The sequence below is a fragment of the Streptomyces roseus genome (assembly GCF_001044425.1).
Taxonomy (GTDB): domain Bacteria; phylum Actinomycetota; class Actinomycetes; order Streptomycetales; family Streptomycetaceae; genus Streptomyces; species Streptomyces roseus.
Map to the genome: position 1 here is coordinate 1 of NZ_LFML01000001.1, position 12,810 is coordinate 12,810.

Below are 12,810 nucleotides of genomic sequence, written 5' to 3' on the forward strand. Positions count from 1 at the left end.
ACACGAAAAACGTCGGTCCCCGAGACCAACCAGGTCTCGGGGACCGACGTCACGCTAGAGCGGCCCGCAATTCGCCAACAGCGTCCCCCCGGAGGGGTGCGGGCCACGCCCGTTTCGGCTATTCGAGGCTGGGCGCGATCCGCTCGGGCCGGTGGGCGGGATGCGCGCGCAGCCTTTCGCGCAGCTGCCGGGTCTCGTCGGTGAGCCGCTGGGGGCCGGCGAGCGGCGGGACCCCGGAGACGCTCGCGCCGGGCGCGACGGGGGGCTCGTACTGGCGGGGCGCGGTGACGGTGGTGTACGCGGTCGCGACGGCGATCACGGCCGTCAGGCCGAGGAACGCGCGGGTCAGGCGGGTGGCGCGGTACTCCGCGTCCCTCCGTACGGTGGCCGCGGGGCGGGGCTCCAGCGGAACGGCCGGAACGACCGCGCCGAGCCGCTCGCGCAGCACCGCCGACTGCTTCTCGGGGGGCGCGGCGGCCAGTTCCGGGATGCGGTCGGCGAGGGCGGCGTGCGCGTGCAGGATGCGGTTGCCGGTGGTGGGGGTGGTGGCCTCGGTCTCGGCGGCGGTGTCCGGGAGGTCGAGGCCGACCCCGTCGTAGAGCAGGACGGTGCGGCGGTGGGCCGCAGGGAGCGCCAGCATCGCGTCCATCAGGATCCGGTCGGCCGGGGCGGCCGGGGCTTTGTCGGGGTGCTTGTGGGCGCGGCGGAACGCGTGCCAGGGGGAGAGGGCGTACTCGTACGCGGCCGCGCGCACCCAGCCGACGGGATCGGGATCGGCCGCCACCTCGGGCCAGCGTGCCCAGGCGAGCTGGAAGGCCCGCTCGACGGCCTCGTGCGCGAGCCCGCGGCGCCCGGTGAGCAGGTACGCCTGGCGCGCCAGCGCCGGGGCGGCGTACTCGTACAGGGCATCGAACGCGGCCCCGGGCCCGTGCGCGCAGGGCGTCTGCGCGGCGGCGATCGGGTCGGTGTCCGGGGCGGGCCCGGGCCCGTCGGAGGTGGCGTCCCCGGCGGCCGGGTCCGCGGCCGGCACGGGCGCGGCGGCCTCGGCGGGGGGTTCGCCGCTCCCCTCCGGGGCGGTGGTCGTGGTGAGGGCGGGGGGTTCGCAGGGGGCCGCCGTGGCGGTCACGGCGGGGGGTCCGCCGGGACCGGCCGTGGTGGCTCCGGCGGGGGCGGGCTGCGGCGCGGGCCGATGCGGTACGGGCGCGGAGCTCGCGCGTCCGGGCGTGCCGATGGCCCGGGCGGTGGCCCTGACGGTGAACCGCGCCTCGTGGCGGGGCGTGGCGGTGGGCGGCTTCGCCGCCCGCTTGGCCGCGACCGGCGGCCGGGTCCGCGGCCCGTGCCCGGTCATCCCGAAGGGCCGCATGACCCCCGGCACGCGCGACGCGGAGCCCTCGGCCGCCGGGGAGTCGGCCGGCTCCGGCGAAGCGGGCACGGAGTCCCCGGGGCCCGCAGCGCCCGGCGCCTTCGCCTCTGCCTCCGCCCCGGCCTCTGCCTCCGCCTCCGCTGTCAGGGATCTGAGGAGCGCGGCGTACGCCTCGCGCTTGCGGCCGCGCGGGCTGGTGCGGGCCGATTCCCAGGAGCGGACCGTGTTGGCCCGGACGCCTACCGCCGTCGCGACGGCCTCGTACGACAGGCCGGCCGCCTCGCGCAGTCTGCGGCGTTCCTTGGGCGAGGGGAGCCTCGGCTCCTCGACGCTCTTTGTCATGCCACACTCCCCGTGACCTGCCGGCAGCCCTGGGCGAAAAAGTACATAAAACGTATATTGAGCGACACCACGGACATTCGCCTGTTACCCGCCCATAGCGCGTGTCGTTGGCACCATGGCGTGGTGACCCAAGTGACCGAACGCGAGACCCCGTTGCCGGCGGCCCCCCAAGCCGCCGCCGGGCGGCGCCGTTCGCCGGCTGCCGCCGCCTGTGTCCTGGGCGGGGCCGTCGCCGCCGGGCTGGGGCTCGGCTTCCTCGCCGTGCTCGTCATCGTGCTCTGGATCAGCTCGCCCTACCCCGACAGCGGCCCCGGCGGCGCCCTGCACCTGGCCGCCGGGCTCTGGCTGCTCGCCCACGGGACCGAACTCGTCCGCTACGAGACCCTCTCGGGGGTACCGGCACCCGTCGGCGTCACCCCGCTGCTGCTCGTCGCGCTGCCCGCCCTGCTCATGCGCCGCGCGGCACGGCTCGGCAGCGCCCCCGGCGACGGCGCGGACGCGGACGAAGTACTGCCCGCTTCCGCCATCTTCTCCGCCGTGACCTGCGGATACCTCTGCGTGGGAGCGCTCGCGACCGTGTACGCGGCCACCGGCCCGATGCCCGCCGACCCGCTCAGCGCCGCGTGGCACGTCCCGCTCGTCGCCGTACTCGCCGCCGCGGGCGGGGTCTGGTCGGCCAAGGGGCGTCCGGTCGGCCCGCTGCCGCACCGGATTCCGGCGGCCCTGCGCCGGGCCGCCGCCCGACCCCGCTACGCCCTCGCGCTGCGGGCCGGAGCCGCCGGGGCGCTCGTCCTGCTGGGCGGGGGCGCGCTGATCGTCGGGGCCTCGCTGGCGTGGCACGCCGCCGAGGTGCAGGCTTCCTTCCTGGCGCTGACCGGGGTCTGGTCCGGCCGCTTCGCGGTCCTGCTCCTCGCGGTCGCACTGCTGCCGAACGCGGCGGTCTGGGGCGCCGCCTACGCCCTCGGCCCCGGTTTCGCCCTCGGCGCGGGCGCCACCGCGACCCCGCTCGGCTTCACCGGATCGCCCGCCCTGCCGAGGTTCCCGCTGCTGGCGGCGCTGCCGTCGGAGGGCCCCGGAACCCTGCTGACCTGTGCGACCGCGGGGGTGCCGGTGCTGGCCGGGCTGGCAGTCGGGTGGTTCGCCGTACGCCGGGCGCGTGAAGTCTCGTACGGGGAAACCGCCCTGACGGCGGCTCTGGGCGCGCTGGTGTGCGGGCTGCTGCTGGCCGGGCTCGCGGCCGCCGCCTCCGGGCCGCTCGGCTCGCGGGACCTGGCCGGTTTCGGCCCGGTGTGGTGGGCGACCGGCGCGGCGGCCCTCGCCTGGACCCTGGTCCCGGCGGTGCCGGTCGCGGTGGCTGTCCACTCCTGGCGGACCCGGCCCGCCCGGCAGGCCGACGGCCTCGCCGCGGACGGCGACGACGAGTGGCACGACAGCGGCGTACGGGAACTGCGCTGGGAGGCCCTGCGCCGGGCGGCCGGCACCCTGGTCCCGGACCTGACCCCGCAGGAGCCGCCCCCGGCCGCGCCGCCTGCGGTCGAGCCACCCGCGGTCGAGCCGGCGCCCGCCGCCGCGCCCAAACCGGCCCGCCGGCTCACCGTCGTGACGGGTCTTCACCCGGGCCTGGCGGCGGCTGCGATCCCGGCGAAGCCGGCCGACGCGCAGCCCCGGCCCCTCGTGCCGCCGGTGGCCGGCGCCCGCGTACTGCCCCGCCGCAAGCCCCCGGCCTGAGACCCGGCGCCACGGCCGCGGGCGCGACGGCTACTGCTGCACCCTCAGGACCTTGCCCAGCACGTTGTCCGGCAGCAGGTTGTTGCACTGCAGCTCCGCCGACTTGGTGAGGGCGTCCTCACGGCAGACGTAGAAGTCCTTGTACGCCAGCTGCAGGCCGTACGAGCTCAGCGCCAGCAGGATCGCCAGCGAGGCCGTGACCAGCCCGCCGATCGCCGCCGTCCGCTGCGGGCGCGCCGCCGGACCGAGGGCCGCCAGGCCCCCCTGGGGAGCGGGGCCCGCCACGCCGTCCACGTCCGCGGCGGAAGGGCCCTCCACCGGCTTCCCGCGCAGCCCGCTGATCCCCCAGTAGAGGGCGAGGGCGCCGAGCAGCAGCCCCATCGAGGGGATCCCGAAGATCCCGAAGAAGAAGCCCCACATGCCGGACAGCAGCGCGTACCGGGCGCGCCGCTGGATCGGGTCCGTCGGGTCCCAGCGCGCCGGACCGCCGGGACCGGATCCGGGGTCCTCGTCCGGGCGGCCGCCGCCGTCGCCGTCGCCGTTGCCGCGCGGCTGCCACGGCTGGTCGGGGCGGCCTTCCGGGGGAGCCGCGAAGGGGTTGTCGTCGGTGGAGGAGTCGGGCTGGCGGCGATCCGGCATCGAGTGCGTTACTTCCCCTGTGTCGTGGACGTCCGTGGACGTCGCGGTCCTCGCGAGCGGCGTGCGTCGAAGGGCTTTTGACGTGCGGCACGGTGCTGCGCACCGCGCCGTATGCGGCTTGTATGCCAGACGCTACCCGTCGCCCGTCCCCCCGTCCCTCGGGGGCCGTGCGGTGTGCCGGTATCGTTGCAGGCGGTCGGCGGCTTCGTAGGGTCACCCGTATGGAAGGGGGCCCGGCGTTCGTCTGATCACACAAGTTGTTCCCCGCAGAAAGGGCCTCCCATGGCCGCCTCCCGCCTGGTCGTGCTGGTCTCCGGTTCCGGCACCAACCTCCAGGCCCTGCTCGACGCCATCGACGCCCATCCCGGCGGAGCCGAGGGCTTCGGCGCCGAAGTCGTCGCCGTGGGGGCCGACCGCGAGAACATCGCCGGCCTGGAGCGGGCCGAGAAGGCCGGGATCCCCACCTTCGTGTGCCCCGTCAAGGCGTACACGACCCGCGAGGAGTGGGACGCCGCCCTCACCGAGGCGACCGCCGCCCACGCACCGGACCTCGTGGTGTCCGCCGGGTTCATGAAGATCGTCGGGGCCTCGTTCATCGGCCGCTTCGGCGGCCGCTTCGTCAACACCCACCCCGCCCTCCTCCCCGCCTTCCCCGGCGCCCACGGCGTACGGGACGCGCTCGCGTACGGCGCGAAGGTCACCGGCTGCACGGTCCACTTCGTGGACGCGGGCGTGGACACCGGTCCGATCATCGCCCAGGGTGTGGTGGAGATCCGGGACGGGGACGACGAATCCGCTCTGCACGAGCGCATCAAGGAAGTCGAGCGCCAGCTGCTCGTCGACGTCGTGGGGCGCCTGGCCCGGCACGGCTACCGCATTGAGGGACGAAAGGTAACAATCCAGTGACCGCCGTAGAGAGCAGCACCACCTCGTCGAGCTCGTCGAAGCGGCCGATCCGGCGCGCGCTCGTCAGCGTCTACGACAAGACGGGACTGGAGGAGCTGGCCCGCGGCCTGCACGAGGCGGGCGTCGCGCTCGTCTCGACCGGCTCCACCGCCTCCAAGATCGCCGCGGCCGGTGTGCCCGTCACCAAGGTCGAGGAGCTCACCGGCTTCCCCGAGTGCCTGGACGGCCGGGTCAAGACCCTGCACCCGCGCGTGCACGCCGGCATCCTCGCCGACCTGCGCCTGGAGGACCACCGGAGCCAGCTCGCCGAGCTCGGCATCGAGCCGTTCGACCTGGTGATCGTCAACCTCTACCCGTTCCGGGAGACCGTCGCCTCCGGCGCCACCCCCGACGAGTGCGTCGAGCAGATCGACATCGGCGGCCCGTCCATGGTCCGCGCCGCCGCCAAGAACCACCCCTCGGTCGCCGTCGTCACCAGTCCCGCCCGCTACGCCGACGTCCTCGCCGCGGCCCAGGGCGGCGGCTTCGACCTGACCGCCCGCAAGCGGCTGGCCGCCGAGGCCTTCCAGCACACCGCCGCGTACGACGTCGCCGTGGCCTCCTGGTTCACGAACGCGTACGCCCCGGAGCCGGAAGCCGTACTCCCCGAGTTCCTGGCCGGCGCGTGGGACCGCAAGTCCGTCCTGCGCTACGGCGAGAACCCGCACCAGGCCGCCGCCCTCTACACGGACGGCCGGCCGGGCGGGCTCGCCAACGCCGAGCAGCTGCACGGCAAGGAGATGTCCTTCAACAACTACGTGGACACCGAGGCCGCCCGCCGCGCCGCGTACGACCACGACGAGCCCTGCGTCGCGATCATCAAGCACGCCAACCCGTGCGGCATCGCCGTCGGCGCGGACGTCGCCGCCGCGCACCGCAAGGCGCACGCCTGCGACCCGCTGTCGGCCTTCGGCGGCGTCATCGCCGTCAACCGCCCGGTGACCGTCGAGCTCGCCGAGCAGGTCGCGGAGATCTTCACCGAGGTCATCGCCGCGCCCTCGTACGAGGACGGCGCGGTCGAGATCCTGGCCCGGAAGAAGAACATCCGCGTCCTCAAGGTCGACGGCACCCCGCACCAGCCGGGCGACCTGAAGCCGATCTCGGGCGGCGCGCTGCTCCAGCAGAGCGACCTCTTCCAGGCCGAGGGCGACGATCCGGCGAACTGGACCCTCGCCACCGGCGACGCCCTCTCCCCGCAGGAGCTCGCCGAGCTCGCCTTCGCGTGGAAGGCCTGCCGGGCCGTCAAGTCCAACGCGATCCTGCTCGCGAAGGACGGCGCCTCCGTCGGTGTCGGCATGGGCCAGGTCAACCGCGTCGACTCGGCGAAGCTGGCCGTCGAGCGGGCGGGCGCCGAGCGGGCGCAGGGCTCGTACGCCGCCTCCGACGCCTTCTTCCCCTTCCCGGACGGGCTGGAGATCCTGACCGCGGCCGGCATCAAGGCCGTGGTCCAGCCGGGCGGTTCGGTCCGTGACGAGCAGGTCGTCGAGGCCGCGAAGGCGGCCGGCGTGACCATGTACTTCACCGGGACCCGGCACTTCTTCCACTGAGCCCGGCCCCGAGCACGGCGAAGGCCGCCACCCGCAGCGGGTGGCGGCCTTCGCCGTACGCGGTACGCCGTACGCCCGTCGCGGCGGCCCGGCCGTCGCGGGCAGCTCCTAGTACTGGGGGCGGCGGAAGTACGCGCCGGCGGCCGAGTTCGCCAGGCCGACGAGGACCCACAGGGACAGGCCGAACTGGATCAGTGCCAGGACCAGCGAGAACACGATGGCGCCCGCCGTGTTGTCGCTGCTCAGCGCAGCGAAGTTGATGATCAGGCTCAGTCCGGAGAAGAGGGTCATCAGCGATCCGTAGATCACGCCGGAGACCCGGACCCCGCCGCGGCCCTTGCCCAGCTTGGCGGCGGTCAGGATCGGCCACAGCGCGAGGGCCAGCGCGAAGATGCCGGCGCCGACGATCACGCCGCCCGCGAGCGCACCCGCGTCGCTCGCCGAGGAGCCGTACTCCGAGGAGCCGGAGGAGAACGCCGAGGCGAACAGCGCGCCGCCGAGGAGGGCGGCGAGCCCGCCCAGGGCCTGGAGGCCGCCGACGATGAACAGGATGACGCGGGCGGCCTTGACCCCGCCCGGCATGGGCATCTGGGCGCCCGGGAAACCGCCGGGGCCCGCCGGGTACGCCTGGTTCGGGTAGCCGTAGCCGGGCTGGGCCTGCTGCTGCGGGTAGGCGTAGCCGCCTTGCGGCGGGACGCCCTGCGGGGCCTGCTGCGGGTAGCCGTAGCCGGGCTGGCCCTGGGGGGCCGGCGGCTGCTGCTGCCCGTACGGGTTGTTCGGGTCGCCGAAGCTCATCTTGGGGTGTTCCTCCGTGGAAGTGCGGGGACGCACGGCACGCACGGAGGAATCACTGCGTTCTGCGGTCCGCCCCCCGGCACTGCCCGCGGCACTCATTGCCGTCATCGTGGTCCGATCGGGCCGGAGTTGTCCAGCCGCGGCGCAACCGGCCGGTCACTTGTTGTGCAAGTGCAATGAACGGGTCAAGCCCGTGACAAAGCGCTCGGCGGAGTCCGGCCCGGTCCGGCCGCGGCGCCCGCCGCGGCGCCTCGCCGGGTACCGCGACTGGAAGCGAGGCCGCTCCATCCGGGAGGATGGGTCCATGACCGCCCAGATTCTCGATGGCAAGGCCACCGCCGCCGCGATCAAGTCCGAACTGACCGCCCGCGTGGCGGCGCTCAAGGCCCGGGGCATCACCCCCGGGCTCGGCACCCTCCTGGTCGGCGACGACCCGGGCAGCCGCTGGTACGTCAACGGCAAGCACAAGGACTGCGCCGAGGTCGGCATCGCGTCCATCCAGCGCGAACTGCCCGCGACGGCCTCCCAGGAGGACATCGAGGCGGTCGTGCGGGAGCTCAACGAGAACCCGGAGTGCACCGGCTACATCGTCCAACTCCCGCTCCCCAAGGGCATCGACACCAACCGCGTCCTGGAGCTGATGGACCCGGCCAAGGACGCCGACGGCCTGCACCCGATGTCGCTCGGGCGGCTGGTGCTGAACGAGCCGGGCCCGCTGCCCTGCACCCCGTACGGGATCGTCCGGCTGCTGCGCCACCACGGGATCGAGATCAACGGCGCGCACGTGGTGCTCCTCGGCCGCGGCGTCACCGTCGGGCGCTCCATGGGCCTGCTGCTGACCCGCAAGTCGGAGAACGCGACCGTCACCCTGTGCCACACCGGTACGCGCGACCTGGCGGCCCAGCTGCGCCAAGCGGACATCGTCGTCGCGGCCGCCGGTGTTCCGCACCTGGTCAAGCCCGAGGACGTGAAGCCGGGCGCGGCCGTACTGGACGTGGGCGTCAGCCGGGACGAGAACGGCAAGATCGTCGGTGACGTGCACCCGGGCGTCGCCGAGGTGGCCGGCTGGATCTCCCCGAACCCGGGCGGTGTCGGACCGATGACGCGGGCGCAGCTGCTCGTGAACGTCGTCGAGGCGGCGGAACGGACGTCGACCAGTGCGGGCTGAGCACGAAGCGGAAGCGGCCGGCGCGGAGACCGGCCCCGGGGCGTCGGCCGGAACCGGGCCCGGGACACCTGAAGCCGTCGCCCGCGAAACCGTCGCCCCCGAAGCCGTCGCCGCTGAGGCGGTCGCCCCGGATGCAGTCGTCCCGGACGTCGTCGCGCCCGAGGGCGTGAAGTCGCGCCGCTCCCCTCCATCACCAAGGACACCGCCCGCCCCGAGGGCCACGGCCGCGCCGCCCCCGGCGACGCGCTCGCGGCCCGCCAGTGGCCGATGCTCAGCGTGCTCGGGGCCACCGCCGTCGGACTGCTCGTGACCGCACTGGGCCACCCCCGCATCGGCGTCCTGGCGATCGGCGTGGCCCTGATCGCGGCCGCCGTGCTGCGGCGCGCGCTGCCGCAGGTCGGGATGCTCGCGGTGCGCTCCCGCTTCACGGACATGGTCACGTACGGGCTGCTGGGCGTGGCGATCACCCTGCTCGCGCTGGTGATGGAGCCCAAGCCGGTGCTGGACATCCCGTTCTTGGAGAGCGCGGTCCGCTTCACCGTCCGCTGAGGCCGCGGGCGCCCGCGCCGGGGGACCTGACGTACTCCTGCGTGCTCGCGCCCACCCGTACACCCGTTTGACACCCGCCCGGCGGTTTCCAACGGCCCAAAGGCGGGGGAATCACCCCTCCGCGCCTTCGAACCCCCGGTCCGTGTGCCCTGCACCACACGGACCGGGGGAACGGGTCGCCGGAAGGTCGGATAGCCTGGCGCCGGATGTCTCTTCACGTCAAGATTCGCAGGGGAGCGGCGTCCGCCAGCACATGGGGCAGCGACGCCCCACCGCCAGCTGTCTAACGGAGAAGGCCATGACCCGCACTCCCGTGAATGTCACCGTCACCGGCGCCGCCGGCCAGATCGGCTACGCGCTGCTCTTCCGCATCGCCTCCGGTCAGCTGCTCGGCGCGGACGTGCCGGTCAAGCTCCGCCTCCTGGAGATCCCCCAGGGCATGAAGGCCGCCGAGGGCACGGCCATGGAGCTCGACGACTGCGCCTTCCCGCTGCTGAAGGGCATCGACATCTTCGACGACCCGAACGCGGGCTTCGAGGGTGCGAACGTCGCCCTGCTCGTGGGCGCCCGCCCGCGCACCAAGGGCATGGAGCGCGGCGACCTGCTCTCCGCGAACGGCGGCATCTTCAAGCCCCAGGGCAAGGCCATCAACGACCACGCCGCGGACGACATCAAGGTCCTCGTCGTCGGCAACCCGGCCAACACCAACGCGCTCATCGCGCAGGCCGCCGCCCCGGACGTACCGGCCGAGCGCTTCACCGCGATGACCCGCCTCGACCACAACCGCGCGATCTCGCAGCTGGCCGCCAAGACCGGCGCCGACGTCACCGACATCAAGCGCCTCACCATCTGGGGCAACCACTCGGCGACCCAGTACCCGGACATCTTCCACGCGGAGATCGCCGGCAAGAACGCCGCCGAGGTCGTCAACGACGAGCTGTGGCTCGCCGACACCTTCATCCCGACCGTCGCCAAGCGCGGCGCCGCGATCATCGAGGCCCGTGGCGCGTCCTCGGCCGCCTCCGCCGCGAACGCCGCCATCGACCACGTCCACACCTGGGTCAACGGCACCGCCGCGGGCGACTGGACCTCCATGGGCATCCCGTCGGACGGCTCCTACGGCGTCCCGGAGGGCATCATCTCCTCCTTCCCCGTCACCACCAAGGACGGCAAGTACGAGATCGTCCAGGGCCTGGACATCAACGAGTTCTCCCGTGCGCGCATCGACGCGTCCGTGGCGGAGCTCGTCGAGGAGCGCGACGCGGTCCGCGAGCTCGGCCTGATCTGATCCGATCCGATCCACCGGCCCCGACCCCGGGACCGGCCGATCCGATCCCGCACCACCCGAAAGGCCCCGGCGCACCCGCCGGGGCCTTTTGGCGTGAACCACCCTGTCCCGCATCCCCCGCGCGCCGTACGGTTGCCCTCCTCCCGAGCGAGGAGCACCCGTGAGCGGCACACCCGACGGCAGGGCCCCCGTGGACCCGACGGCGACAGAGGCGGGACGCCTGCTGTGCGCCGGCACCTACCTCGACCCCGCCTACCGCGACCGGGTGATCGAGGAGCTGTACGTCCACGAGGAACGGTTCCCCGCGCCCTCCTACGGGTTCGACGCCTCCCGCGTCCTGGCCCACGCCCTGCGCGCCCTGCGCACCGAAGTGGCCTGGTCCGCGGCGATCGTCGCGGCGTGGGCCCTCGGCCTCCTCCTCACCCGCTCGTTCTTCGTCTTCCTCCTCGTGCCGGCGCTGCTCCTGAGCGGAGCCGGCCGGATCAAGAAGCGCCGCGAGCGGACCGGCCGCGGCGGCCGGTTCTTCGAGTGGATCCTGCGCGGCTGCGCCGCCTACCTCCTCGGCCGGATCCTGTGGGGCGTGCTGCGCGGGTTCACGGGCAACGAGAGCGCCCTCACGGCCGAGATGGCCGCGCGGGGGAACCCCGGCCTGAGCTTTGTCGGTCAATACCTGGGGCGCGTCCTGGAGATCGACCCGCTCGCCGTCTTCACGGAGGTGCCCAGGATCGTCCAGTACTACGGGGAGGCCTACTCCTGGACGGTCGCCCTGATCGCCGTGCTGGTCACGGTGCTCGTCTACTTCCAGCGCGGGCACCTCGCGCAGACCATCGGATCCAAGCTCGGCCGCGCGCACTACGCGGACTGGGAGGCCGACCCGGTCGGCGGCCCGCGCTTCCACCGGGCCCAGGACCGGATCCTTCGGATGCAGCACGCGCCGGTGGTCCTGTACGACGTCGCCAACCCGTTCTGCGGCGCCGGCCAGGCCCGGCTGCCGTGGCAGCTGACGGTGGAGCTGCGCCCGCGCGCCGGAGAGACGGCCCGCCGCCTCGACAACGCGGGGATCATCGAGCGGATCCGGCCGAGGCTGGAGGCCCTGCGGATCCCCTCGCCGGGCGGCTCCGAGGCCGCGGAGGCGAGCGTGCTGGACCGGCTTCGCGAGCTGGTGATCGACGAGTGCGTGTTCCTGCCGGCCGCCGGACTGCCCGACGTGGACGCGGTCGACGTGTCCGCGGAGGCCTTCGCCGAGCACCGGGCCGCGGCGGTCGAGGAGGGCGGCGAGCGGCGCCGGCACTTCCTGCGCGTGCGGATCGGCGGCTGGGACGAGAACCTCGTCATCACCGTGTTCATCCGGGTCCACACGCAGGGCGGCATGCTGATGCTGGAGGTCGCGCCGCACGTGCTGCTGCCGGTGCGGCAGGATTTCCAGCGGGCCGACGACATCGCTCGGCGCCACCGCCGCAACACCCCCTTCGCCAAGGTGCTGCTGGCGCTCAGCAACGCCCCCGGCTCGCTCGGGGTGGCCGTCGCCACCCTGGCCGGGGCCTGCCGGGTCCCGTGGCGGCTGGCGACCGCCGGACACGGGGTCGCGTACGCGGCGGGACCGGGGGTGTCCGTACGCGAACTCGGCGCGCAGCAGGACCTCTCCCTGTTCCAGCTGATGGACATGGACCGGTACGTGAAGACGATCCAGGAGCGCATCGTGGGCGGGGTGACCCAGGCGCTGCACGACGCGGGCTGGCTCACCGAGGAGTTCGCGGAGCGCGCGGTCACCGTCGCCGACGGCGGGGTGTTCATCCAGTCGGTGAACAACAGCGCGTTCGGCATCAACGGGGTGAGCCACAACAGCACGGTGAACCAGGGCAAGGACACGGCGGACCGGAAGGACGGGCGCGTGCGCGCGGGCAAGGAGAGCAGAAGTGGCCAGTAGCGGTGGCGGAGGCGAAGGCGACGGGCTGTCGGCGGTGCGGATCGGCGAGGTACGGGGCAGCGCCTTCAGCATCGGCGGCAGGGACGTCGCCAACAGCACGGTCAACCACGGGGGTACGGGGGCGGACGCGGGTGCGGCCGGGCCGGGGGCGCAGGAGCTGCTGGAGGCCGTACGCGACCTCCGCGCGGCCCTCGTACGCCTGCCCCGGAGCGACGGCAGGACCGCCCTGGACGCCGAACTGGACCAGGCGGCCGATGAGTTGGAGTCGGGGGGCGAGGAGGTCCGGCCGGGCCTGCCCGCCCGGCTGCGCGGGGCGCTGGAGCGGTGGGCCCCGCTGGTGGACTCGGTGAGCGCGGCCACCGCGCTGGCCGCCCTGCTGACCTCGTTCGGGGGGTGATCCGTGGCCCCGGGGAGCGGCCCCGCCCGCTGGAACCCCCAGTCGCAGCAGTGGGAGCATCCGCAGGATCCGCAGCGGCGGGGCCGGCGGGAGAGCCCGGAGCCCGAGCCCCCGCGCGAGCC

General features: G+C 74.3%; 11 protein-coding genes. 8 read left to right on the forward strand and 3 right to left on the reverse strand.

Features of this window, described 5'->3' with window-relative positions:
• Positions 1-118: 118 nt before the first annotated feature.
• Positions 119-1,705, reverse strand: a complete 1,587-nt coding sequence (locus ACS04_RS39970) for a helix-turn-helix domain-containing protein (protein ID WP_048474333.1) — start codon at positions 1,703-1,705, stop codon at positions 119-121.
• A 123-nt stretch (positions 1,706-1,828) separates the two neighbouring features.
• On the opposite strand from ACS04_RS39970, the gene ACS04_RS00010 reads away from it, so the two are divergent.
• Positions 1,829-3,433, forward strand: a complete 1,605-nt coding sequence (locus tag ACS04_RS00010) for a cell division protein PerM (protein ID WP_209441576.1) — start codon at positions 1,829-1,831, stop codon at positions 3,431-3,433.
• A 30-nt stretch (positions 3,434-3,463) separates the two neighbouring features.
• Here ACS04_RS00010 and ACS04_RS00015 read toward each other — a convergent pair whose 3' ends face one another.
• Positions 3,464-4,072: a hypothetical protein gene (locus tag ACS04_RS00015; RefSeq protein ID WP_048474334.1), complete on the reverse strand. Its 609-nt coding sequence runs from the start codon at positions 4,070-4,072 to the stop codon at positions 3,464-3,466.
• Positions 4,073-4,354: 282 nt separating this feature from the next.
• Between ACS04_RS00015 and purN the strand changes: the two genes are divergently transcribed.
• Together purN and purH are read left to right on the forward strand one after the other, a co-directional pair.
• Positions 4,355-4,978 carry a phosphoribosylglycinamide formyltransferase gene (gene purN / locus ACS04_RS00020; RefSeq protein ID WP_048474335.1) on the forward strand — a complete coding sequence of 208 codons (624 nt, stop codon included), beginning with the start codon at positions 4,355-4,357 and terminating at the stop codon, positions 4,976-4,978.
• A complete protein-coding gene (purH, locus tag ACS04_RS00025) occupies positions 4,975-6,564 on the forward strand; it encodes a bifunctional phosphoribosylaminoimidazolecarboxamide formyltransferase/IMP cyclohydrolase (protein WP_048474336.1) in 1,590 nt (529 codons plus the stop codon). Before purN ends, purH begins: the two co-directional genes overlap by 4 nt.
• A gap of 108 nt (positions 6,565-6,672) precedes the next feature.
• Here the strand turns inward: purH and ACS04_RS00030 are convergent, their stop codons facing one another.
• Complete coding sequence (locus tag ACS04_RS00030) at positions 6,673-7,359, reverse strand: hypothetical protein (RefSeq protein ID WP_048474337.1); 687 nt, start codon at positions 7,357-7,359, stop codon at positions 6,673-6,675.
• A gap of 304 nt (positions 7,360-7,663) precedes the next feature.
• On the opposite strand from ACS04_RS00030, the gene ACS04_RS00035 reads away from it, so the two are divergent.
• The 5 genes from ACS04_RS00035 to ACS04_RS00055 all read left to right on the forward strand — a co-directional run bounded on the left by ACS04_RS00035 (position 7,664) and on the right by ACS04_RS00055 (position 12,688).
• Positions 7,664-8,527 carry a bifunctional methylenetetrahydrofolate dehydrogenase/methenyltetrahydrofolate cyclohydrolase gene (locus ACS04_RS00035; protein ID WP_048474338.1) on the forward strand — a complete coding sequence of 288 codons (864 nt, stop codon included), beginning with the start codon at positions 7,664-7,666 and terminating at the stop codon, positions 8,525-8,527.
• Between the two features lie 267 nt (positions 8,528-8,794).
• Entirely contained in the window at positions 8,795-9,076 is a 282-nt protein-coding gene (locus ACS04_RS00040) for a DUF3017 domain-containing protein (protein WP_078864308.1), read from the forward strand.
• A 298-nt stretch (positions 9,077-9,374) separates the two neighbouring features.
• Positions 9,375-10,364, forward strand: a complete 990-nt coding sequence (locus ACS04_RS00045; RefSeq protein ID WP_048474340.1) for a malate dehydrogenase — start codon at positions 9,375-9,377, stop codon at positions 10,362-10,364.
• A 160-nt stretch (positions 10,365-10,524) separates the two neighbouring features.
• Positions 10,525-12,291, forward strand: a complete 1,767-nt coding sequence (locus ACS04_RS00050) for a hypothetical protein (protein WP_048474341.1) — start codon at positions 10,525-10,527, stop codon at positions 12,289-12,291.
• Positions 12,281-12,688 carry a hypothetical protein gene (locus ACS04_RS00055; RefSeq protein ID WP_053080637.1) on the forward strand — a complete coding sequence of 136 codons (408 nt, stop codon included), beginning with the start codon at positions 12,281-12,283 and terminating at the stop codon, positions 12,686-12,688. The genes ACS04_RS00050 and ACS04_RS00055 overlap by 11 nt, the downstream gene beginning before the upstream one ends.
• Positions 12,689-12,810: the final 122 nt, after the last annotated feature.

Bases quoted from the DNA above. Each gene is read 5' to 3' on its own strand.
- ACS04_RS00035 (WP_048474338.1), top strand. From the start codon at position 7,664: ATGACCGCCCAGATTCTCGATGGCAAGGCCACCGCCGCCGCGATCAAG.
- ACS04_RS39970 (WP_048474333.1), bottom strand. From the start codon at position 1,705: ATGACAAAGAGCGTCGAGGAGCCGAGGCTCCCCTCGCCCAAGGAACGC.
- ACS04_RS00030 (WP_048474337.1), bottom strand. From the start codon at position 7,359: ATGAGCTTCGGCGACCCGAACAACCCGTACGGGCAGCAGCAGCCGCCG.
- purN (WP_048474335.1), top strand. From the start codon at position 4,355: ATGGCCGCCTCCCGCCTGGTCGTGCTGGTCTCCGGTTCCGGCACCAAC.
- ACS04_RS00040 (WP_078864308.1), top strand. From the start codon at position 8,795: ATGCTCAGCGTGCTCGGGGCCACCGCCGTCGGACTGCTCGTGACCGCA.
- ACS04_RS00015 (WP_048474334.1), bottom strand. From the start codon at position 4,072: ATGCCGGATCGCCGCCAGCCCGACTCCTCCACCGACGACAACCCCTTC.
- ACS04_RS00045 (WP_048474340.1), top strand. From the start codon at position 9,375: ATGACCCGCACTCCCGTGAATGTCACCGTCACCGGCGCCGCCGGCCAG.